Annotated in this window: 26 protein-coding genes and 1 riboswitch; of the genes, 23 read left to right on the forward strand and 3 right to left on the reverse strand. The window is 49.1% G+C overall.

Features of this window, described 5'->3' with window-relative positions; translation table 11 throughout:
• The first annotated feature begins 40 nt into the window (after positions 1–40).
• Positions 41–409 carry an iron chaperone gene (locus tag AUC31_RS16850; RefSeq protein WP_058382107.1) on the forward strand — a complete coding sequence of 123 codons (369 nt, stop codon included), beginning with the start codon at positions 41–43 and terminating at the stop codon, positions 407–409.
• 96 nt (positions 410–505) lie between these two features.
• On the opposite strand, the gene AUC31_RS16855 is transcribed toward AUC31_RS16850, so the two are convergent.
• Complete coding sequence (locus AUC31_RS16855) at positions 506–1,507, reverse strand: EAL domain-containing protein (protein WP_058382106.1); 1,002 nt, start codon at positions 1,505–1,507, stop codon at positions 506–508.
• A 219-nt stretch (positions 1,508–1,726) separates the two neighbouring features.
• Here AUC31_RS16855 and AUC31_RS16860 point away from each other — a divergent pair, with 219 nt between their 5' ends.
• The 22 genes from AUC31_RS16860 to flgL all read left to right on the forward strand — a co-directional run bounded on the left by AUC31_RS16860 (position 1,727) and on the right by flgL (position 18,976).
• A complete protein-coding gene (locus tag AUC31_RS16860; protein WP_058382105.1) occupies positions 1,727–2,188 on the forward strand; it encodes a DinB family protein in 462 nt (153 codons plus the stop codon).
• Positions 2,189–2,331: 143 nt separating this feature from the next.
• Positions 2,332–3,162 (forward strand): STAS domain-containing protein, encoded by an 831-nt coding sequence (locus AUC31_RS16865; RefSeq protein WP_058382104.1) that lies wholly within the window; start codon positions 2,332–2,334, stop codon positions 3,160–3,162.
• Between the two features lie 229 nt (positions 3,163–3,391).
• A complete protein-coding gene (locus AUC31_RS16870; RefSeq protein WP_058382103.1) occupies positions 3,392–4,537 on the forward strand; it encodes a GAF and HD-GYP domain-containing protein in 1,146 nt (381 codons plus the stop codon).
• Positions 4,534–4,878, forward strand: a complete 345-nt coding sequence (locus AUC31_RS16875; protein ID WP_058382102.1) for a DUF3307 domain-containing protein — start codon at positions 4,534–4,536, stop codon at positions 4,876–4,878. Before AUC31_RS16870 ends, AUC31_RS16875 begins: the two co-directional genes overlap by 4 nt.
• A gap of 9 nt (positions 4,879–4,887) precedes the next feature.
• Positions 4,888–6,696 carry an adenylate/guanylate cyclase domain-containing protein gene (locus tag AUC31_RS16880; protein WP_237150655.1) on the forward strand — a complete coding sequence of 603 codons (1,809 nt, stop codon included), beginning with the start codon at positions 4,888–4,890 and terminating at the stop codon, positions 6,694–6,696.
• Between the two features lie 29 nt (positions 6,697–6,725).
• Complete coding sequence (gene fliW / locus AUC31_RS16885; protein WP_058382100.1) at positions 6,726–7,172, forward strand: flagellar assembly protein FliW; 447 nt, start codon at positions 6,726–6,728, stop codon at positions 7,170–7,172.
• Between the two features lie 3 nt (positions 7,173–7,175).
• On the forward strand, positions 7,176–7,397 hold the full coding sequence (gene csrA, locus AUC31_RS16890) for a carbon storage regulator CsrA (protein ID WP_058382099.1): 222 nt from the start codon (positions 7,176–7,178) through the stop codon (positions 7,395–7,397).
• 216 nt (positions 7,398–7,613) lie between these two features.
• A complete protein-coding gene (locus AUC31_RS16895; RefSeq protein ID WP_058382098.1) occupies positions 7,614–8,798 on the forward strand; it encodes a flagellin N-terminal helical domain-containing protein in 1,185 nt (394 codons plus the stop codon).
• Between the two features lie 441 nt (positions 8,799–9,239).
• Positions 9,240–9,416, forward strand: a complete 177-nt coding sequence (locus AUC31_RS17595) for a YjfB family protein (RefSeq protein ID WP_083509212.1) — start codon at positions 9,240–9,242, stop codon at positions 9,414–9,416.
• Between the two features lie 197 nt (positions 9,417–9,613).
• A complete protein-coding gene (locus tag AUC31_RS16900) occupies positions 9,614–10,342 on the forward strand; it encodes a glucosaminidase domain-containing protein (RefSeq protein ID WP_058382097.1) in 729 nt (242 codons plus the stop codon).
• Between the two features lie 126 nt (positions 10,343–10,468).
• Positions 10,469–10,813 carry a flagellar protein FlaG gene (flaG, locus tag AUC31_RS16905; protein WP_058382096.1) on the forward strand — a complete coding sequence of 115 codons (345 nt, stop codon included), beginning with the start codon at positions 10,469–10,471 and terminating at the stop codon, positions 10,811–10,813.
• Between the two features lie 18 nt (positions 10,814–10,831).
• Entirely contained in the window at positions 10,832–12,361 is a 1,530-nt protein-coding gene (gene fliD, locus AUC31_RS16910) for a flagellar filament capping protein FliD (protein WP_237150656.1), read from the forward strand.
• Positions 12,361–12,741 carry a hypothetical protein gene (locus tag AUC31_RS16915; protein WP_058382095.1) on the forward strand — a complete coding sequence of 127 codons (381 nt, stop codon included), beginning with the start codon at positions 12,361–12,363 and terminating at the stop codon, positions 12,739–12,741. Before fliD ends, AUC31_RS16915 begins: the two co-directional genes overlap by 1 nt.
• A gap of 15 nt (positions 12,742–12,756) precedes the next feature.
• On the forward strand, positions 12,757–13,131 hold the full coding sequence (gene fliS, locus AUC31_RS16920) for a flagellar export chaperone FliS (protein ID WP_058382094.1): 375 nt from the start codon (positions 12,757–12,759) through the stop codon (positions 13,129–13,131).
• 402 nt (positions 13,132–13,533) lie between these two features.
• Complete coding sequence (gene motA / locus AUC31_RS16930) at positions 13,534–14,331, forward strand: flagellar motor stator protein MotA (protein ID WP_058382093.1); 798 nt, start codon at positions 13,534–13,536, stop codon at positions 14,329–14,331.
• On the forward strand, positions 14,321–15,094 hold the full coding sequence (motB, locus tag AUC31_RS16935) for a flagellar motor protein MotB (RefSeq protein ID WP_083509253.1): 774 nt from the start codon (positions 14,321–14,323) through the stop codon (positions 15,092–15,094). Before motA ends, motB begins: the two co-directional genes overlap by 11 nt.
• Positions 15,095–15,104: 10 nt before the next feature.
• Positions 15,105–15,521 (forward strand): flagellar basal body-associated FliL family protein, encoded by a 417-nt coding sequence (locus AUC31_RS16940; RefSeq protein WP_237150658.1) that lies wholly within the window; start codon positions 15,105–15,107, stop codon positions 15,519–15,521.
• Positions 15,522–15,640: 119 nt separating this feature from the next.
• On the forward strand, positions 15,641–16,042 hold the full coding sequence (locus AUC31_RS16945) for a hypothetical protein (protein ID WP_058382091.1): 402 nt from the start codon (positions 15,641–15,643) through the stop codon (positions 16,040–16,042).
• A gap of 20 nt (positions 16,043–16,062) precedes the next feature.
• Complete coding sequence (gene flgM, locus AUC31_RS16950; protein WP_058382090.1) at positions 16,063–16,335, forward strand: flagellar biosynthesis anti-sigma factor FlgM; 273 nt, start codon at positions 16,063–16,065, stop codon at positions 16,333–16,335.
• Positions 16,336–16,375: 40 nt separating this feature from the next.
• Positions 16,376–16,852 carry a flagellar protein FlgN gene (locus AUC31_RS16955; RefSeq protein ID WP_237150776.1) on the forward strand — a complete coding sequence of 159 codons (477 nt, stop codon included), beginning with the start codon at positions 16,376–16,378 and terminating at the stop codon, positions 16,850–16,852.
• A 27-nt stretch (positions 16,853–16,879) separates the two neighbouring features.
• The gene (gene flgK, locus AUC31_RS16960) at positions 16,880–18,070 is read left to right on the forward strand and encodes a flagellar hook-associated protein FlgK (protein ID WP_058382088.1); all 1,191 of its coding nucleotides are present in this window, start codon (positions 16,880–16,882) and stop codon (positions 18,068–18,070) included.
• Between the two features lie 24 nt (positions 18,071–18,094).
• A complete protein-coding gene (gene flgL, locus AUC31_RS16965) occupies positions 18,095–18,976 on the forward strand; it encodes a flagellar hook-associated protein FlgL (RefSeq protein WP_058382087.1) in 882 nt (293 codons plus the stop codon).
• 206 nt (positions 18,977–19,182) lie between these two features.
• Here the strand turns inward: flgL and AUC31_RS16970 are convergent, their stop codons facing one another.
• Positions 19,183–19,995: a flagellar hook-basal body protein gene (locus tag AUC31_RS16970; protein WP_058382086.1), complete on the reverse strand. Its 813-nt coding sequence runs from the start codon at positions 19,993–19,995 to the stop codon at positions 19,183–19,185.
• Positions 19,996–20,010: 15 nt separating this feature from the next.
• Entirely contained in the window at positions 20,011–20,814 is an 804-nt protein-coding gene (locus AUC31_RS16975) for a flagellar hook-basal body protein (RefSeq protein ID WP_058382085.1), read from the reverse strand.
• Positions 20,815–21,029: 215 nt separating this feature from the next.
• Positions 21,030–21,116, forward strand: a riboswitch (cyclic di-GMP riboswitch).
• The last annotated feature ends 10 nt before the right edge of the window (positions 21,117–21,126 follow it).

Raw genomic sequence — 21,126 nt, forward strand, 5'->3', positions numbered from 1 at the left:
TGGATTTTAAATCCGCTTCAAACAAGAGGAGGCATAACAGATGAATGAATTTGAAGAGTATTTGGCGAAAATCGACAACCCGGACCACCGTGAACGGGTCGAAGAAGTATTGAAATGGGTCACGGAAACCTATCCTCAGCTCGTTCCGCGTGTTGCGTGGAATCAGCCGATGTTTACCGATCATGGCACCTTTATCATCGCGTTCAGCACCGCGAAAAAACATATGGCGGTGGCACCGGAAAAAGCAGCGATCGACCGCTTCGAGCAGGACCTTGAAGCAGGCGGCCATTCGAGCACGAAGCAATTGATCCGCATGAGCTGGGACCGTCCCGTCGATTACGCATTGCTTGGTAAATTGATTGAATTCAATATCGAAGACAAAGCGGATTATGAGAAGTTTTGGCGGTAAATAAAACTGTTCTGTAACGAGAGAGTTTGGAATTTTCCTCTCATGACTTAACTGAATGCAACGAAAAAAGGAAGAGACCGTGGTCTCTTCCTTTTGTTATGAAGCCGTTTTCGCCGCAAGCGGTGCTGCCGCCGGCTTGCCGAAGTAATAGCCTTGAAACAGTTCATAGCCTTGTGCTTTCAGCCATAGGAAATCTTCTTCGGTTTCGATGCCTTCTGCAAGCGGCGTTGAGCCGACTGCCTGGGCTTTTTCGAGGAAGCTTTGCGCCACTTTTTGCTTTGCTGCATCCTGTGACACACCATTGACGTATTGCATGTCGAGTTTCATGAAATGCGGCTTGAGTTCGCCGAGCACTTCGGCGGTGCTATAGCCTTCGCCCACGTCATCGAGTGCATATTGGAAGCCTCTCGATTTGTAATAGCCGAGGATATGTTTCAAATGCTCGAGGTCATCGACTTTCTCGGATTCGACAACTTCGAACACCAATTGGTTCGGGTCGACGCCTGTCTGATGAGCCAGGTCGATCGTTGAACGAAGGCAAAATTCCGGCGAGTAAATCGAAGTCGGGATGAAATTGATGAATGCTTTTTCGCCGGACAATTGGCCAGCCGCACGGACAGCGGTCATCCGGCAGACGCGGTCAAGTGCATACAAGCGGCCACGGCTTTTGGCGGCAGGGAAGATCGTGTTCGGATAAATGACTTTTCCGTCGGCGTCATGGAACCGTGCGAGCATTTCATAGGCGAAGACGTTGCGGTCTTGATCGACGATCGGCTGGAAATGGGAAACGATGCGTTCGTTTTGGATGACTTCATCGATCCATTCCATATCGAATACTTGGTGCATGTCGGTAATCGGCTGGTAGCTTTCCTGGTTGATGCGAAATTCAGCCAATTCGGTTTCCAGCAGGTCTTCACAAAAACTCAAAAATTCACGAGCGCCGAACTCGCCCATGCGCAGCCGGCTGTCTTTCAAAGAGACGTCCAAGCCTTGGCGTTCTAAATGATCTATGGCAATAGGAATGATGGAATGGTTTAATTCACCGCTCAGGCGAATATCAAAAGTCAGTGTCGAGACAGAACAATTATTGCAGTTCAAACATGCTCCCCCTTAAATTTGTGGTAATTAAAGTATATCGGATGTGACTTAATTCACAAGAAGTTTTTACAAAGAAGGCATTTTGGTTGAAAAAAGCAAAGTATCTACCAAAAAATGGTTAGCTTTCTGACCTGCTGAAAATGAAGTGAGTCGGAAGCTTTGCGTAGCTTCGTGTGAAAACGCTAAAATGGGAATATTAACTTTTCGGGAGGCGATAGGATGAATGAAGAAATAATGTTTCGGCAATGGAAAACCTGGCGCGGCATGATCATCAAACTGGTGGATAAGATGAGCGAAGAAGAAGCAGACCAAATGCCGACACCGTTCCGCAACTCGATCCGCTGGAATGCGGGGCATTTGGCAACCGGAATCGATAGTTTCGTCTCGAAATCACTCGGCACGGAGCCATTTTTGCCGCAACGCTATAAAGAATTATTTGCCAGCGGCACATCACCGCAAAACTGGGAAGGCGAAGTGCCGTCATTAGAAGAACTCAAGCAGGTGCTGCGCGACCAGCCCGACCAGATTGAGCGTGTGACTGCCGGCAAGCTCGACAGCAAATTGCTCGAGCCATTTCTTGGCATGGAGACGCTCGGGGAAGTCTTGGCGTTCATGATTTCGCATGATGCGCTTCATCTCGGAACGATGAGCGCTATCCGCAAAACGATTAAAATTCAATAAGCAGATCAAAGCCCCGCTTGAAATTACAGGCGGGGCTTTATTACAGGAGTATGTCATTGTCATTTCCATGGTCATATCGGCGTGCCTGCCCTTATACAAAGTGGTATACTGAAAGCAATTCATTGGAAAAGGTGGCAGACGGAATGTCTTCATTTACGGAGTTTTGCGGATATATCACAGCGAGCCCGCGTACGCTCGCTGAACAAGTAGTGGACCGGGTGCTTGCAAAAATCGACCAGGACATCCTGGCAGAGGAACGCTTGCGCGCGGTGGACATGTACGAGGAATTGCTTGGCTATCTTGGCGAGACCATTGGCAATGAAGCCGACCTCGAGGTGCCGGATGCACTCATCGAGTGGAGCAAGCAAAATGCCGAGATGCAAGTATCTTCCGGCGGCAAGATTTCAGAGATCGTCGTGCGTTATCCACCGACGCGCGTCGTCATGGCGGAATTGTTCACGGAACTGAGCGTCAAATCAGGGCTTAGCTTAGAAGAGAATGCGCTGGTCATCAAACGCATCAACACCTTGCTCGACGTCAGCCTGAACGAAACTTTCTTTGCGTTCGAACGGCTTCAGGAAAAATACGAAGCGGAAATGCAAAGCGAGATGATTGCGCTGTCGGCACCGATCGTTCCGGTCGCGGACGATGTCGTCGTCTTGCCGCTGATCGGCTATCTCGACAGCTACCGGGTCAACCACATTTTGACCAATGTCATCCCGCGCGTTGCGGAGATGAATGTGCATCACGTCATCACGGACTTCTCGGGCGTCTTGAAGATTGACGACCAGACCGCAGAAGCGATTCACCATATCGGCAGCACGCTCAGCTTGATGGGCATCCACGTCGTCGTGGCGGGGCTGCGTCCGGACTTGGTGCAGACCATCGTCCAGTCAGGCATTCAATTAACCTCTGCGGATGCCTACGCGACCGTCAAGCAAGCGCTGGAAAGCTTGGAGAAAATCGAATCGTAAGTAAAGCCGGACTCTATAGGGGGTCCGGTTTTTTTGTGGGGGTTAGTAAATAATTTCGTGAACCTGCCGATAATAAAAGAGACAGCTTAGCAGGTTGGATGTGTGTGAAAATGTACATATTTTCATTTGAGCATTCAAAAGGTATTGTGAGAAACGTAATAATAAGCTATCGTTTGGAATAAATAATTCATCTTGATTTCAAAGTAAAAACTTATAGCGGAGGCCCTTCATGAATGAAACCGAACAATTGGAACAGCGCATCCAGGAGTTGATGGCGTTATGGGATGCATCGAAAGAGCTCAATTCCCATCTTGAGCAGGATAAAGTATTCGATAACATTCTGCAGCAGATGATGCACGTCATCGGAGCGGGAGCTGGCACTTTGTGGATTGCGGATACAGATGGGCAGCACTTGCAGGCCGTGTCCGCATTCGGTGCGGCAGCTGAAGAGATTCTCGATGTGAAAGTGCCGAGAGGGCAAGGCGTCGTATGGAAAGTGCTCGAAAGCGGCCAGGCTGAACGCATTGAAGACGTCACGCGGCATGCCGATTGGAACGAACGGATTGACCAGGAGAGCGGCTTCATGACAAGTTCTCTCCTGACAGTGCCGTTGATTGTTAAAAGCCAATTGCTCGGCTCTTTGCAATTGCTTAATAAGCGGGACGGCGAATTTTTTACCGAACAAGACCTGCGCCTAGCAGAAGCGCTGGCGCATCAATCTGCGCTCGCGCTGCACAATAGCCAAATGTACGATGAGCTCAACCGCATGCTCATCAGCATGATCCGCACGCTCGCGACGCTGCTCGATGCGCGCGACCCTTACACGGCCGGGCATTCGGGGCGCGTCGCGAATTACGCCTTATGGATTGCGCAGAAAATCGGCATGGCGCCTTCCGAATGCGAAGAGCTGTATAAAGCGGCGCTATTGCACGATATCGGGAAAATCGGCATCCGCGATGACTTGCTCCAAAAACCGGGCCGCTTAACGAAAGAGGAATTCAGCGCCATCCAACAGCATACGGTAATCGGCGCGGGAATTCTCGCGAACATGGAGCCGCGGCATGCGATGGAGCGAGCGGTGGAAACGGCGAAATCCCACCATGAGCGCCTGAACGGCAGCGGCTATCCGGAAGGGCTCCAAGGTGATGCGATCCCGCTGTTCGCGCGCATTGTCGGCGTCGCGGATACCTTTGATGCGATGACCACTGTCCGGCCGTATAGCAAAGGGTTCACTCCACAAGAAAGCGCAGAAGAACTCTTGCGCTGCCGAGGTGAGTTGTTCGAAGCGGAATTGGTCGATGCGATGATCTCGATCTTAGAAGAATGCGATTACGATTTAAGCACGTATAAAACAGAGCGGAGATACCGGATATGAGCATGTTTGATTATTTACTGCTGGGCCACTTGGTCGGCGATTTTTTGTTGCAGACTTCGTGGATGGCGAAACACAAAGCGACCCAGTGGCTGCCGCTGCTGGCGCATGTGTCGGTGTACACGGCGGTCATCGCGTTGTTCGGTTTATTTGCAGGCGGCTTGTCGCTACCGGCGATTGCGCTCGTCTTCTTCAGCCATATCGCGCTTGACCGGCGGCGCTTTGTCCAGTTTTGGGTCAAGCGCATCCAAATGACCACAGGATCCGAAAGCAGATGGCTCACGATTGTCGCGGACCAGATTTTCCACCTATTGTTTCTGGCTTTGGCGATCGCATTGACATAGGAGTGAACGATGATGAAATTGAAACCGAAAGTCTACATACTGGAACAGGAATTTCCCATTGACCGTAAAATGGCGTGGCAGCTGCTCGCCGACAATAACCGGATGAATGATGCGATCAGCTTGTTCCCCGTAGCATTCGGACAGGCGAAAACGGAAACCAGCGGCGTGTTTTACCGGGAAGCGGCAGCGAAAGTGATGGGGCTTGTGCCGATGAAATGGCAGGAGTTTCCGTTCGAATGGCAGGAACAGGAGTATTACGCGGTCGAGCGAAGGTATTTATCGGGCCCGCTATTGTATTATAAATTGAAAGTAGAGTTGTCCGATGCAGCAACTGGAGGCATGCAAACGAAAGTCCGCTTAACGGCCGAATTTGCACCGCGAAATGTACTCGCTTATCCGGCTATCCAAACAACTGGGCTGCCGGCGGTCAAAAAAATTATGCTGTATATGGAGAACGCCCACCTGGATGCACAGTCATCCAAACTAGCGAAACCGGCCGTACCGAAAGTGAACCATGCCGAACTCGAACGGCTGTCGAATGATTTGCGCGCTTATCCAGTCGCAGAGGAATTTATTGCGCAGCTAAAAGCGCATCTCACTGAAAGCAGCGACCAAGACGCGGCGCAATTGGTGCCAAGTCAACTCGCGAAACGTTGGGAGATGGACAGTGAGCAAGTGTTGAGGGGCTTGTTGTACGCAACGAAAACCGGACTCTCGGACATGAGCTGGCACGTCATTTGCCCAAATTGCCGCGTGTCCAAAGATGACCACCGCAGCTTGTCCGACCTCGAGCAGCAATTCCATTGCGACTTGTGCGGCGTCTTGTACGATGTGAACTTCGACCAATCCGTCGAGCTGCAATTCGCGGTGCATCCGAACGTCCGCCAAGCCTATGCAGAAGTGTATTGCGTCGGCGGCCCGGTGATAACGCCGCATATTAAAGCACAGCGCATTCTGCATCCGGGAGATCATGCGGAATTTTTGCTAGCGGATCAGGCGTCAATGCGCTTGCGCGTGCTGCAAAAAAATGATCAAGTGCCAGTCGAGCAGAAGGGTTCGTTCCGTTATACGGAAGCGGGATGGATAGAGGAAGCTCGGGAAGCATCGAACATTTCCGTCATCAACGACAGCGAAAAAGACATTGTCGTCGCGCTGGAAAATGCCGACTGGAGCAAAGACACGGTGACGGCGGCGAAAGTGACCGCCATGCAGGAATTCCGCGATTTGTTTTCGTCGGAAGTGCTGGCGCCGGGGCAGAAAATCGCCATCGGCCAGGTAACGATCCTCTTCACGGATCTGAAGGGCTCGACTGCATTGTACGAAGAAGCGGGAGACGCCAATGCCTACGGACGCGTGCGCGGCCATTTCGATTTTTTGACCGAACACATTAAGCAAAATTCCGGCAGCGTCGTCAAGACGATCGGCGACGCGGTCATGGCGGTGTTCTCAAAACCTTCGGATGGCGTGAGGGCAGCGCTTGCGATACAACAAAAACTGGATGCCTTTAACGAACAGACAAATGATACACTGCTACTAAGGCTCGGTCTGTTCAGCGGACCGGCGATTGCCGTCAATTCGAACGACCGGCTCGATTATTTCGGCCGCACCGTCAATTTGGCGGCGCGTGTGCAAGGCCAGGGCGACGCAGGCGAAGTGATCCTGAGCCAAGAGTTGCTCGAACAGCCGGATGTTGCGGCACTAGTCGATACACAAGGCTTATTGGTCGAGCCGTTTATCGCTGAACTGAAAGGCGTTACAGGCGAGCAAGCTTTGGTGCGTTTGCGCATGCAAGAAATGGTTCATAAAGAAGTAGTCTAAATCAGGTTCATACAGAAAGGAAGTCAGCTATGAAAATCCATACCGAACAATTTGGCGAGCTCGAACTCGAAGCCAATCGTTTGCTCACATTCGAGCGCGGCATCCCAGGATTTGAAGAGGAGACGAAATTTGTCTTACTTCCGGCAGACCCTGCTGGCGACTCGCCGTTCTTTTTCCTTCAGTCCACAGAACACGCGGCGATCAGCTTCTTTATGGCGGACCCGTTCGTCTTTTTGCCGGATTATGAAGTAAAGCTCGATGACGCGTTAACCGGGCAATTGAAACTGGAAGATCCGGCCGATGCGATCGTTTTGGTGACCGTCACGCCGAACAAACAAATTGGTGACGCGACGGCGAACTTGAAAGCGCCGGTCGTCATCAATAATAAACAACAGCTCGGCAAGCAAATCGTCCTGAACAACCCGAACTACCAAGTGAAACATCCGCTGTTCCAACAAGCGGCAAGGCAGGTGTAAGGAATGCTCGTACTCGGACGCAAAGTCGGTGAATCGATCGTCATCGACGATAATATCGAAATCACGGTTACTTCCATCGAAGGCGACCTCATCAAACTGGGGATTTCCGCACCGAAGGAAATTCCGATCCACCGGAAAGAGATTTATTTAGAAATTCAGGAAGAGAACAAGAATGCAGTTTCGAATGTTATTGATATTAGTGATTTTTTGAAAATGAAAAAATAAAACCTAGAGTAAGCTCGAAACTGAGCTTGCTTTAGGTTTTTTACTTGCTTCCTAAAATTCACATACTAAAGTAAATCGATTTCAAAAAGTTTTTAGAAATTTTTAGAAAAAAGCTAAACATTTTAAAACGCTTACCGATAAATAGAGTGTAAGGCAGTCCAAACGGATTTGGGCGCTTGCAAAAAAACAAAAAACATTACACGGAGGTAATACACAATGATTATCAATCACAACATCGCAGCACTTAACACGCACCGCCAAATGGGCACAGCTCAAAGCGCACAAATGGACAGCATGGAGAAATTGTCTTCAGGACTTCGCATCAACAGCGCGAAAGATGATGCAGCTGGACTTACAATTTCTGAGAAAATGCGTGGGCAGATTCGCGGACTAGAGCAGGCTTCAACAAACGCACAAGACGGTATCTCGTTGATTCAAACTGCAGAAGGTACCTTGAATGAAACTCAAGATATTCTTCAGCGTATGCGTGAACTAGCAGTTCAATCTGCCAACGATACAAACACAGATACAGATCGTAGCGAAATCCAAAAAGAAGTAACGGAATTGGCTTCTGAGATCACAAGAATTGGTAACGATACTGCATTCAACACGAAAGATTTGCTAAATGGAGATTTTAAAGCAACTTTCCAAATTGGTGCAAACTCTGGTCAAAACCTTTCTATCTCAATCGGTGATATGCGTTCTGAAGCTTTGCAAGTAGGTACTAACTATACTGCAAGTGCAGATGGAAGCACTATCACTTACAATGGTGTTGGCGGAGCTGAAGCAACTGCTACTTGGCGATCAGGAGAAGCCCAAGAAGCTATAGCATATATAGCAGCGGGTACTTCTGGGAACTCAGTAATAAACGATGCAGATGGAGTTGAATTAGGAGCATATCAGGATGCTGACACAGGTGCTGGAACACCGGCAGGTTACTACAATGGTGGGGAATTGGTATTAGAAAGTGCTGAACTTGCTGCAGATGCTACAGGAACAATCGCAGCGAAAGAAGCAACAGTAGCGGGTTACTATAATGGTGCTAATCTAGTAGCCTCAGCAGAAGCTGAATTTGCAGATGGAGCTAAAGGTGTAGCTGGAATTAACGTTTCTACTCAGGAAGCTGCCAATACTGCAATTACAACAATTAATGATGCAATTGAATCAGTGTCTTCTGAACGCTCAAAACTTGGTGCAAGCCAAAATCGTTTGGAGCACACAATCAACAACTTGAACACATCTTCTGAAAACCTAACAGCTGCGGAATCACGTATCCGTGACGTTGACATGGCGAAAGAAATGATGGAACAAACAAAGAACTCAATTCTTGCACAAGCGTCACAAGCAATGCTGGCTCAATCCAATCAAATGACTCAATCAGTATTACAGCTGTTGAGATAATTGATTTTAGGGCGTCTAACCGGGTAACGGGTTAGAGTATAACTGGGTGAATTGCTGGAACTTCCTAAAGCCCCATCAACCACAACGTAACTGGAAACGGTCGGCGTAACGGTCTGAAAATGACGGGGATGCACCAATGGATAATCAGCAGCCAAGCTCCTGTGAGGAAACTCTGGGGAAGGTTCAACGACTAGGATAGACCGTCTAAGGCGAAGGCTATGGCGATGAAATCCGTAGGGCGGCAAGCGCCGTTCGAAGTGCCCAGCCCCTCGAAAATGAGGGTGAAGATATAGTCTATTCTATGATCGAAAGACATAGCGGCAAAGCAAGCCAACCAAGCACCACAGCAAGTTCTTCAATTGCTGCGTTAATTTTAAACACCAAAAGGAGCCTGATTCTAGGCTCCTTTTTTTATAAGTAAGTTCACAAGGGGGAGTTCATATGGATATCGCCGCTTTATCGATGTCGCTCAGCCAGATGAATGTCCGGCAAGAAGCGAGCGTACTCGTAACGAAAAAAGCGATGGATCAGGCAGAAACGAATAGCGCGAGTGTTGTTAAGATGCTTGAACAATCGGTGCAGCCGCATATTGGCGGATCGGTCGATTTGAAGGGCTGAGCTAGCTAAATAAATATCTTTGAAATAGAAGCTTCTATCTTGAAGCTTCTTTTCTACACAAAAGACAGTAAAAAGTCACAGCTTTTATTCCAAATAAAACTACTCTATATCCAGCCTACCCCCAATCCGCCTATTCTATTATCTTGCATCTTCTTGTAAACTAAACGAATAAATGGAAACGGAAGGTGTGGAAGAGTATGATGGGGCCGATCAATTCAAATTGGCTGTTTCAGTCGGCGATGAGTTCGCTTCAGCAGTCGTCAGCAACAAATGGAAGCGGAGCGGCGAATAGCCAAATGCCCGGGATGGCAGGGCCGGGGTCGTTTATGATGTTGTTGATGGCGGCGATGCTGGAGAATGTCCAGCAAATGCAGTCACAGCAAATGCCAACGCAACAAGCGCCCGCCGCAAACAACTTGTCGTTTATGGCACCGGCAAGTTCATCGTACAATCCGGCTGTCGCGAATCTGACGATGCAGCATAAAGACGTGGCGACGAGCGCTGCAGATCAAAGCGATTTGAAATTCCGGCCAGTCCAGTTTTTGAAATTGGATGGACAGCTCGCCGGGAAATTGAGCGGCACCGCTGTGCATTTCATCGAAGCCGGCAAGAAATACGATATCGACCCGAATCTTTTGTCTGCGATTGCGGTGCATGAAACCGGAAACGGCTCGTCGCGTGCGGCGAATGAGAAAAACAATATCGCCGGCATGATGGGCAAAAATGGCCTCCGCAGCTACGAGACGGTGGCGGACAGCATTTACGACATGGCGCGTAATTTGCGCCAGAACTACTTGAACCAAGGCAAGGAAAGCATCGCGCAAATCGGCGCGAAGTATGCTCCGGTTGGTGCGGCGAACGATCCGACCGGCCTCAACAACCACTGGACGCAAGGCGTCAGCAAATTTTATACGCAACTCACATAAGATAAGGCAGGCTCTTTATGGGCTTGTCTTATTTTTTTGATTCTGTACTAAAAAAATCCAAGATCCTGCCGATAATAAAGATAGAGAGCTTTTTAGGTCGATTTGAGAAGACGGGGGAGTGTCGTCATGGAAGTCACTAATCAATCAATGCCACATCTTCAAGAGGTCAGCAAAATAGATCCGATCGTAGCAAAACAAACGGGAATTCCTGAAAAAAATCAATTCCAAGAACCATCTCAACCTATCACGAAAGAAATGGTGACGGATAAAGTCGCCGTCATGAACGAATTTTTAGTACCAACTGAAACCAATATTAAATTCCAGCTGCACGAGCAATTGGAAGTGTATTACGTGCAAGTGATCGATACAAAAACCGATGAAGTACTGCGGGAAATCCCGAATCGGAAGTTTTTGGACATGTACGCATCTATGTCTGAAATCGCCGGCATGATGATTGACGAAAAACGATAAGACAGGAGTGAACGAGCTATGAGCGCAATGAGGATCGGCGGATTAGCTTCCGGGATGGACACCGACTCCATCGTGAAACAAATGATGCAAATACAGAAAATGCCTTTAGATAAACTGATGCAGCAAAAAGTCTGGACCGAGTGGCAACAAGAAGCGACACGCGAACAGAATCTCGCGTTCTCAAGTCTGCGGACGAGCGCCAGCAACCTGCGACTTCAATCGAGCTTCAATTCCTATAGCGCAGAAATGACAGGGTCCGGCAGTGCGAAAGTGACAGCGACGGCTACAGCGATGAATGGAGACTACGAGGTGAAAGTCAATTCGCTTGCGACACCGGCAAAGATGACTTCCGAAGCACAGATCCAGAAAACAGCTGGTGGCGCAGCAAAATCTACTGACGCAATTGGTGTTGAAGGAAGAATCGTCATAGATGTTAGTGGTGGAACAGATATTAATATGGATATTAAAGCAGACATGACCTTTAAAGCTGTTGCGGAATTGTTACAGGAGAAGACAGCAGGTAGTGTGCCTGCTCTTCGTGTCAACTTCGATGATACAACTTCACGCTTTTTCATTTCTTCCAAAGAACTCGGCTCAGCGCAGAATTTCACGCTTTCGTTCAAGAATGCGGACGGCACGGCTGACAATACAGACCTCGGGCGCCAAATCACTGGCACCGCCCAAGCGTCGATGTCATCTACAGCCGCAACGGACGGTTCTATCACAATTGACGGCATCACAGTCAATGGACTGACAAGCAATAAGGCGACTGTTAACGGATTGACGGTTCAATTGCTTTCGGTCGATGCAGTAGCAACAGATACAACTCCAGGCACTTCAACAAAAGTCCGTGTGCAGTCAGATCCAGAAAAACCGGTACAGATGCTCAAGGATTTTGTAGAAGCGTACAACAAGACGATCGAAGACTTGCAAAAGCAGATCGTTGAAAAACGCTATCCGGATTTCCAGCCGCTCTCGGACGAACAGAAAAAAGACATGAGCGATAATGAAATTGAATTGTGGGAAGAAAAAGCGCGCAGCGGCTTGTTGCGCAATGACCCAATTATGAAATCAGCGCTGCAGGATTTGCGCCGTGAATTCATGGATAAAGTCGGTGGTATCGGGGATGGCAGCATTAATTTATTGTCACAGATCGGCATTAATACAGGTGACTATCGTGAAGGCGGCAAGCTGTTTATCGATGAAGATAAATTGAGGACCGTTCTTTCAGAAAAACCGGATGAAGTGATGAACCTGTTCACTGTCCGCAGTGAAGCGGGCGACGGCATCGGTGCGCGGGTCTATGACAAGCTCAACGACATCGTTAAAAACCTGAGCACACAGGCGGGAAGCCTAGGGAGTCCGGTCGACAACAGCACGATGTCCAAAAAACTGCGCCGCATGGAAACGGAAATCACGCGCTGGCAGGACCGCTTGACGAGCATCGAAGACCGTTACTGGAGCCAGTTCACGGCGATGGAAAAAGCGCTCAGCAAAATGAATTCACAAAGCGCTTGGATGCAGCAGAATATGTTCGGAGGCATGTAATGGAAAAAAGAATCGATGGGCTCACCGAATTTCTGACGCAGACGCTAGCGATTTATGAACAAGCACAATTAATTGATTCAGATATGGATAAAAATGAACTGGTACCACTCGAACGGCTTCAAGAGTTGTTCGACAGCCGGCAAGAAACAATCGAAGCGCTCGCTGAACAAGTAACGAGCGAATGGGCGGCGGACGAACAAGCGATCATCGCCAAGATCCAGCAGACAGAAATCCAGCTGCAGCCACTCATGCAGACGGTGCACGAACAGTTTGCCGCACAGATGGCCCGGCTCGGCCAAGCGCGGAAAGTCTCCGGGCAATATGCCGGCGCTTACCGCCAACCGACGAGCGGCGGCTCATTTATCGACCAACGCAAGTAAGAGAGGGGCACTATAATGGCAACGATCAATCCATACCAGACCTACCAGCAAAATTCCGTCATGACCGCATCATCTGAAGAATTGACCTTGATGCTCTATAACGGTTGCTTGAAGTTCATCAAACTCGCAAAAAAAGCGATGCTCGATAAACAGTTTGAAGAAAAGAACAAAAACCTGCTGAAAGCGCAAGCTATCATCCAGGAACTGCGCAGCACCTTGAACCCGGACATCGCGCTGTCGAAAGAACTCGAACAGCTGTATGAATACCAAAACAACTCGCTCATGGAAGCGAATATGAAAAACGACGCAGCAGCACTCGACGCTGTACTCGCAGACTTAACAGAACTGCGCAACACCTGGAAGCAAGCCATGGCATTAGCAAAACAATAAGGGATATGTTGGGTTGAAGTATTGAGATGTGGAGGTAGACATCTTTTGATTTACCGTCAATAGATGTAGAACATAATGGATTTTCGGCGCTGAAAAGAGCGAAAGGCGGCTAAGGGCAAAACTGTGCTCCCGCATCGCTGCGCTACTGCGTCGCAAACGAATCGTGTCAAGCACGATTCGTTTCCTGCGGGAATAGCGCGAGCCGAAGACCCTGGACTGAGCGGAGCGAGGGAAGCGGCTGAGGCCGTGCCCTGGCAGCTGGCAACGCGACGTCCTGTCGCGCCAGCTGCATGACCCACATCCTGTGGGCCCGAAAGCGTCCGCCTGTAGCGACTTCATTCCCCATATATTTCCCCAAATTATTCAATTCAACAAATATCCAAAGTGAAATGAGGTATGGACGTGGATAAGACATCTTGGTTAGGCATCATCTTGGGCGTACTTGTGCTCGTCGGCGGTATGGCCTTGAAAGGGTCCAGCCCGGCCGCACTATATAACCCAGCCGCATTGGTCATCATTTTCATGGGCACCGCTGCCTGTATCTTGATCGCCTTTCCGATGGACGAAGTAAAGCGCATCCCGGGGCTGTTCAAAGTGTTGTTCGGTGAACAGAAAACATTGTCGATCAAAGAACTGATCCCGATGTTCACCGGCTGGGCAATGGTCGCAAGAAAAGAAGGCTTGCTCGCCTTGGAAGAGCGTGCAGAAGAAGTGGAAGACCCATTTTTGCAGCGCGGCTTGAAAATGGTCGTCGATGGCCAATCGCTCGAGCACATCCGTGACTTAATGGAAGAAGACATCGCGGCAATGGAAGACCGCCATGAACTCGGAGCGAAAATATTCACCCAAGCCGGTACATACGCGCCGACGCTCGGCGTGCTTGGAGCGGTTATCGGGCTCGTCGCAGCACTCGGTCATTTGGACGATGTGGCATTGCTCGGAAAATCGATTTCCGCGGCATTTATTGCAACGCTGTTCGGGATTTTCACAGGGTACGTCCTGTGGCACCCATTCGCCAATAAATTAAAGCGTAAATCCGAAAAGGAAGCGCGCGTGAAACAAATCATGCTTGAAGGCTTGCTTGCCGTACAAGAAGGCTTGCCTGCACGAACTGTAGAAGAAAAACTTTTGACGTATCTGCCGGCCAAAGACCGTGTGTTAGAAGACGAACAACAGAGTGGTGTTGAAGTTGAAGCGTAAAAAAAAGCACGAGGAACATGTCGACGAATCCTGGCTCATTCCGTATGCCGATATCTTGACGCTGCTCTTGGCACTATTTATCGTGCTGTTTGCGGCAAGCGAAGTCGATGCGAAGAAATTCAAGGCCATTTCCGAATCGTTCAATGTGGAATTGCAAGGAGGCACCGGCCTGCTTGACCAGTCAGCGCCTGTAGAATTGGACACCGACACTTCGCCGTTTGCGATCATTCCAGAAGAAGGCATGACCGAAGAAATGATGGAAGAAGTGGAAGCCGTGCGCGACCTACAGGAACTGAGGGAATTCCAGGAGAAGATCGAATCATATATTGATGAAAAGGGCTTATCGCCGAAACTTCAAACGGAATTGACCGATAAAGGGCTCATGCTGACGATTAATGAAGGGGTCTTGTATCAATCCGGAAGCGCGAATATTGATGAGCAAGCGCGTACCATCGCGAGTGAATTATCGGAGCTGCTCGTCAGCGACCCGCCGCGGATGATCTACATTGAAGGCCATACAGATAACGTGCCGGCAGTTGGCGGCGAGTTTGATTCGAATTGGGAACTCAGTTCAGCGCGTGCCATCAATTTCATGAAGATTTTGCTGGAAAACGGCGACTTGGACCCAAGAAAATTCAGCGCGACCGGCTATAGCGAATATCAGCCGATTGCCGAGAACGATACAAAAGAGGGGCGTGCGCAAAATCGCCGCGTCGAAGTGCTGATTTCTCCCTATAAGGATGAGCCGGAAACCGAAGAGTAAGAGGTGGATGATGAAAAAAGTATTGTTAGTTTTATTGATTGCGGCGCTTTTGGGCGCTGGAGGAGCGGTCTATTTTCTCCTAACGCAAAAAGATGTGGACGCAGATGCACCGCTGACAGCTGATGAAATGGTCGAGCTGAGCATCGACACGGAAGAAATCACAACAAATCTCGCCACGCCGGCATCTTATGCGGTGGTGCAGTTTAATATTTTATCAGCAGATAAAAAAATAAAAGAAGAAATGGAAACACGCCACGCGGAAGTCCGTGCAGCGGCAATTGCGACTGTGGCCGGCATGGAAAAAGAACAGCTGGTCGGCACAGAAGGCATCACCTTGCTGCAGGACGAAATGACAGCACAGCTCGAAAACCTGGTCGGCAAAGGAAAAGTCGAACGGGTACTGGTCACGCAGTTCAAAGTGCAATAATGTTTTTTAAAAAAAGGCTAAACATTTTTCAAGAATGGCCGATATTAGTAGTATAGATAGTAAATCGAATAGTCCCGGACAACATAGAACTGATTGCGATAAGAAACTAGGTGATCCATTTGACAACCCCGAAACTGGACAATTGCCCCAGCTGCGGAGCGCTCTTTCTGCGTGATCAAATCGCTTGCTGCTTGAAATGCCATCAGGAGAATGAAACGGCATTCAAAAAAGTCTATATGTTTTTGCAAGAGCACGAACACCGAAACGCGTCTCTCGAAGATGTCCACTTATTCACGGGCGTCTCTGTCCATAAGATTTCCGAGTTTCTGCGGGAAGGACGGATTTTGACAGGCGATTATCCGAATCTTGGGTATCCGTGCTCCCATTGCAAAGAAATCATCCATCGGCACATGCTCTGTGAAGACTGCCGGTTGGATTTCTTGAGAAGCGCCAACGAGATTCTGGCTGAAGATGGCGATTGGACGAACAGCAACCAAGCGCACTGGAGACTGAAGAACTAAAACTAAGAGGTGGTGAAGGAATGAATATTGATAAAACGAATAGTTCTTCCTTTATACAATCTTATCAAAAGCAAATGCAGGTGACGCCGGCTCAAAAGGCGCGCCCGCTTCAACAGGAAGACCATCTGCAAATTTCAAGTGAGGCGAAGGCGATGTTCGAGAAGAATACGGAAGCGGATATCGCCCGTCAGGAAAAAATACAGCTGCTAAAAGCACAGGTGGCTTCCGGGGAATACAAGGTGGACCAAGACAAGGTAGCTGAGAAAATCCATCAGTACTGGTTTGACAAATGACAGTTGAGCGATGGAAAGAGAGGGAACTCCGGTGTTGAAAATGATGACCGCAACACTTGATGAGCTGATTACCATACAGCATCAGTTGATCCGCTACGCCGAGCGCAAGCAAACGGTGTTGATCGAGCATAAAGTCGATGAGCTGACAGAACTCGTCAAAGAAGAGACACGGCTCATTCGCAGGCTCGGACAACTCGAAGATGAGCGAGAACGCCTGGTGATTGAAGTGCTCGAAGAACATCCAGGGCTCAGCTTCAGCCAGTTCACGGACCAATTGCCCGACGAAACGGCAAAACTTGCGCTGCAGGAACAATTAACGACCTTAAAGCAATTGCTCGTGGAACTGCAAGCGAAAAACCGCCAGAACGAAAAGCTGGTACAGGACTCCGTAGATTTCATTTCAGGCATGATCGGGCACATCACGACACCTGCGAAGCAGCCGTATAATTACCAGCCTCAATCCAGCACTAAGCATACACAGTCAACCAATCGGGGCTTTTTCGATACAAAAGCGTAAAGTCCCGCGAAGAAAGCAGGGGATCACGTGTCAACTTTTCACACTTTGGAAACCGGCAACCGCGGCTTGTCTGCAAGCCAGGCAAGCCTCTCCACGACGGGCCAGAATATCGCGAATGCCAATACGAAGGGCTATTCGCGCCAACAAGTGAATACGAGTTCTTCTGCTTCTCTTGAAGTTTGGACCAATCAAGGATCGGGACAGCTTGGAACCGGGGTTTCCATCGATTCGGTGATGCGTGTGCGTGACCGCTTTCTTGACCAGCAATACCGGGGGCATACAGCAGAATTTGCGGAGTGGCAAACGAAAAGCGAAGCACTTGGCAACGTCGAAACGATTCTCGGAGAGCCGGGAGATAATGGCCTTAATGCATCGATGGGCCGCTTGTGGAGCGCTTGGCAAGACTTGGCAAGCGACCCGTCGAACTCAGCGGTTCAAGCAGTCGTGAAAGAGCGGGCGCAAGCATTTGCGGACGTAGCGAAAACAATTGACCGGTCGATGGGGGATTTGACCGCGGAGTTGAAAGAGCGTACAACGGCTGCAGAGAAAGAAGCCCAGACCTTAATCTCGCGCATTGAAGAATTGAACAAAAACATTATGCGTACAGGCCCGCAGGCAAACAATTTACGTGACGAGCGGGACGCGGCTGTCGATGAACTGTCGCAGTTGATGGACATCAAAGTCACAGAAAAAACAGATGGCAGCTATGCGATTGCATTGGCGTCGAACAATCAGCCGGTGAAAGCCGGTGAACCACTCGACCCTGAGACAGCCGGCGGCAAGCTGGGCGGACTCGCGGAAGCCGCAGCTACAGTCACGAGCTACCGAGAAAACATTAAGGCCGCGGTGACAGAATTCGCTGAAGCGAACGGCAATGTTTTTGAAAATACGGCACCAGGTGAATTGAGCTTGGCAAAAGATGCCAAGCTCGAACTGCCAAAAGGTCTTGATGAAGACGTGAAAAAAGTACAAGCCGATTTTCGTTCACTAGTGAGCGGCTTAGGTGCAGAAGCACAGAGTGCTGGCTATGCGGTTTCGACGCAGCAGCAATTGATGGTGTCGACAGAAAATCGCCGCCAGTCAGTTGCGGGTGTTTCACTGGATGAGGAAATGTCGAATTTGGTGAAATTCCAGCATGCCTACAATGCTGCAGCCCGATTGGTGTCAACTACCGATGAAATGCTTGATACAATCATAAACCGAATGGCTGCACGTTAAAGCTGATAAACGGAGGACAATCCAATGAGAGTAACCCAACAAATGATGCATCAAAATTCCGTCAACCATATGCAGCAAAATCTCGGGCGCTTTGAGAAAACCAATTTGCAGGCATCCAGCGGCAAATTGCTTCACAAACCGTCTGACGATCCGCAAGCGGTGGCGAAATCGATGAGCTTAAAAAGCGTCATGTCGGCGAACGATCAATTCGAACGAAATATCGGAGATGCCAATTTGTGGCTGGATGAAAACGATCGTTCCATCCAAGCTATGGTTGATGTCACCCAACGCATCCGCGAGCTCGGTGTTCAAGGCGGGAGCGGGACATTGTCTCCGGAAGATCGCGAATTGATTTTCAAGGAAGTCGGCGTGCTAAATGAGCAATTACGCCAATTTGCCAATTCGGAAGTTGATGGAAGGTATTTGTTCGGAGGAGGCGACGGCACGGTAAAGCCGTTTGCGGATGCTGTTTCTTTTGAAGCAGCACCAGCGAACGGGCCACTGAAAACGGCGAAAATCGGCCCGGGGATGCAAATTGAAATCGGCATTTTGCCTCAAACGCTCGTCGGCAATGCAGAAGATCCGAGCAATTTGTTCCGGGTGGTCGGCCAACTTGCTGACAGCATACAAGCTGGCGGGGAAGTCGGACTCGATGGCATTGACGAAGCGATGGAGCGTCTCCTCACAGCAGCTGCTGAAAACGGGGCACGCCAAAATCGCATTGAATCGACCGAAAGCCGTCTGTTGGACGCCAAACTTTCTCTTGGAACTGCGTTATCTTCTATAGAAGATGTAGATTATGCTGAAATACTAATAAAATTAAAAAGTGAAGAAAGCATTTACCAAGCGAGTCTGTCATCATCTGCCAAGATTATGCAGACAAACTTGATGGATTTTCTTCGATAAACGGCGGATGCATGCAGGCATCGGCTGTTTTATTTTATAGGAAGAGCCATATAATCTTAGAATTCGATGAAGATCAGGTAGAGAATATGTTTATCCATTAAGTGGCTAGTACTCAAACTTTTGCATAAAAAACCCGCAATTCCAGATAATTCCTGGAATTGCGGGTTTTTTTATTATTATAGTAATCAAACATGAAGTGGAGGATATTAGGATTTCATTGTATTGACCAAGCCCATCATATCATCTGCGAATGAAATGGCGCGCCCTTGTGATTGAAAGAGGCGCTGCGTGGCGATCAGTTCGGTCATTTCACTCGCCATGTCGACGTTTGAAGTTTCCAGCACCGCTTGGGAAATAGGGGAACCCCCCAGCTCCAAGGCGCCGGCGGCAATTTGTTCAGCTTCAGTGCCTGGCAAGCGGTAGCGGTTATCGCCTGTTTTTTCCAGAAGGGCGGTCCGGTTAATTTGAGCAGTTCCGAATTGGAACGTTTCAGCTGCTTGGCCGGCATAAGTTGCGGTCACGGTGCCGTTTGATCCGATGCTCAATTCTTCGTATCCCGCTGCAAGCGTGATCGGTGTGCCGTCAGCACCCAAGACCGAATCGCCGGAAGCGGTGACAAGCGCCAAACGGTCGCTGCCCGCAATTGGCTCGGTTTGGAATGATCCATTTCTAGTGTAAGAAATGCCATCTTCGTTCGAGACGCGGAAATAGCTGTTCGGCGAATCAATCGCAAAGTCCAGTTCGCGACCTGTTTCCTGCATCTGCCCAAGCGAATGGCGGGTGATGCCATCAGACAATAACATCCCACCGCCGATGCGCAGCCCGTCCGGTGTGCTTCTTCCAATTTCGTTGGCAGGACCGGCTTGCTTATTCACGCTGTGAAGCAAGGCGTCCGCAAAATTGGCTTCTTGTTTTTTATAGCCTGTCGTATTGACGTTGGCGACATTATTGGCGATCATATCAATTTTTTTCTGAAGTTCGCGCATTGAGCTGCTTGCCGCATTCATTTGGATGTTCATATGATTGGCTCCTTATCAGACCCGGCCGATTTCATTAACCGCTTTTTCCATGCTGCGGTCATAGGCCTGGATCACTTTTTGGTTGGATTCGAATCCGCGGTAAGCGGTCATCATGTCGGTCATCGTGCGGGTCAAATCGACATTCGATTGTTCGACAAAACCTTGCTTGACGAATCGTTCGGCATCTTCAGCAAGTGCCGGTGCATCCGCATCGTCTCCTGCCCAGGCAAGCAAATTGTGCCCTTGCTTGATCAATTGTTCCGGCTCGTCCGCAGCGCCAATCCAGATACTTCCGGCATCTACGCCATCCGAACGCGTGAGTTCGCCGTTCGTTTGGACAGAAAATCCGCCATCGCCGACTTGAATCGGCTGGAGGTTGTCGCCGAGCACCCGCTGGCCGAAGCTGGTCGCAAGGAATCCTTCCGCATCGACCGTGAATTGCCCGTTACGCGTATAGCGGATGTCGCCTTGTTCTGTTTCAACCGCAAACAATAACGTGCCGCGTTCCCCGGTTTCGGCATCTAGCGGCAAATTATCGTTGACTAAGGCGAAATCGGTCGCATTCCCCGTTTCGCGTATCGGCCCTTGCAGGAATGAAGGAATCGCTTCTTGAACGTAAACGCCAGTGGAAAGTCGGCCAATCGGCGCAGGCTGATTGGCATTTTGCGCTTTGATCAATTGCTGTGGAAACGAGCGAATAGCCGCTTCATCTGTCTTGAATCCCGGGGTATTGGAATTTGATAGATTATTTGTCAATATTTGTTGATTCCTATTTTGAGACATCATTCCTGAGGTAGCTGTGTATAATCCTCGAAACATATTACCTAGTCACCTTCCTCTTAATAGTCTTTTGGACTATGTATTCTTTGTGGTGTCTTCATTTTAACAGAAAACCGTAGATTAAATGGAAAAAATAGTAGAATTTTTTTATAAAATAAAATAGCCAAAATAAAAAAAGCATGATACTATACCGAGGTAGTAACGACTCAAAATGATTCTAAAAGACGAGTTTAAAGAAAAATATACCCATATCATGACGAAAATAGCAAACTTATACGAAAGTTAAGGACGCAAAGCCACGGGTCTAACTGTCTAAGACACAGGATCGCCGGGTTACCGAAAGATGGTAGA

The organism is Planococcus rifietoensis (assembly GCF_001465795.2).
Lineage (GTDB): Bacteria > Bacillota > Bacilli > Bacillales_A > Planococcaceae > Planococcus > Planococcus rifietoensis.

Bases quoted from the DNA above. Each gene is read 5' to 3' on its own strand.
- AUC31_RS16850 (WP_058382107.1), top strand. From the start codon at position 41: ATGAATGAATTTGAAGAGTATTTGGCGAAAATCGACAACCCGGACCAC.
- AUC31_RS16860 (WP_058382105.1), top strand. From the start codon at position 1,727: ATGAATGAAGAAATAATGTTTCGGCAATGGAAAACCTGGCGCGGCATG.
- AUC31_RS16865 (WP_058382104.1), top strand. From the start codon at position 2,332: ATGTCTTCATTTACGGAGTTTTGCGGATATATCACAGCGAGCCCGCGT.
- AUC31_RS16870 (WP_058382103.1), top strand. From the start codon at position 3,392: ATGAATGAAACCGAACAATTGGAACAGCGCATCCAGGAGTTGATGGCG.
- AUC31_RS16875 (WP_058382102.1), top strand. From the start codon at position 4,534: ATGAGCATGTTTGATTATTTACTGCTGGGCCACTTGGTCGGCGATTTT.
- AUC31_RS16880 (WP_237150655.1), top strand. From the start codon at position 4,888: ATGATGAAATTGAAACCGAAAGTCTACATACTGGAACAGGAATTTCCC.
- fliW (WP_058382100.1), top strand. From the start codon at position 6,726: ATGAAAATCCATACCGAACAATTTGGCGAGCTCGAACTCGAAGCCAAT.
- csrA (WP_058382099.1), top strand. From the start codon at position 7,176: ATGCTCGTACTCGGACGCAAAGTCGGTGAATCGATCGTCATCGACGAT.
- AUC31_RS16895 (WP_058382098.1), top strand. From the start codon at position 7,614: ATGATTATCAATCACAACATCGCAGCACTTAACACGCACCGCCAAATG.
- AUC31_RS17595 (WP_083509212.1), top strand. From the start codon at position 9,240: ATGGATATCGCCGCTTTATCGATGTCGCTCAGCCAGATGAATGTCCGG.
- AUC31_RS16900 (WP_058382097.1), top strand. From the start codon at position 9,614: ATGATGGGGCCGATCAATTCAAATTGGCTGTTTCAGTCGGCGATGAGT.
- flaG (WP_058382096.1), top strand. From the start codon at position 10,469: ATGGAAGTCACTAATCAATCAATGCCACATCTTCAAGAGGTCAGCAAA.
- fliD (WP_237150656.1), top strand. From the start codon at position 10,832: ATGAGCGCAATGAGGATCGGCGGATTAGCTTCCGGGATGGACACCGAC.
- AUC31_RS16915 (WP_058382095.1), top strand. From the start codon at position 12,361: ATGGAAAAAAGAATCGATGGGCTCACCGAATTTCTGACGCAGACGCTA.
- fliS (WP_058382094.1), top strand. From the start codon at position 12,757: ATGGCAACGATCAATCCATACCAGACCTACCAGCAAAATTCCGTCATG.
- AUC31_RS16940 (WP_237150658.1), top strand. From the start codon at position 15,105: ATGAAAAAAGTATTGTTAGTTTTATTGATTGCGGCGCTTTTGGGCGCT.
- flgM (WP_058382090.1), top strand. From the start codon at position 16,063: ATGAATATTGATAAAACGAATAGTTCTTCCTTTATACAATCTTATCAA.
- AUC31_RS16955 (WP_237150776.1), top strand. From the start codon at position 16,376: ATGATGACCGCAACACTTGATGAGCTGATTACCATACAGCATCAGTTG.
- flgL (WP_058382087.1), top strand. From the start codon at position 18,095: ATGAGAGTAACCCAACAAATGATGCATCAAAATTCCGTCAACCATATG.
- AUC31_RS16970 (WP_058382086.1), bottom strand. From the start codon at position 19,995: ATGAACATCCAAATGAATGCGGCAAGCAGCTCAATGCGCGAACTTCAG.
- AUC31_RS16975 (WP_058382085.1), bottom strand. From the start codon at position 20,814: ATGTTTCGAGGATTATACACAGCTACCTCAGGAATGATGTCTCAAAAT.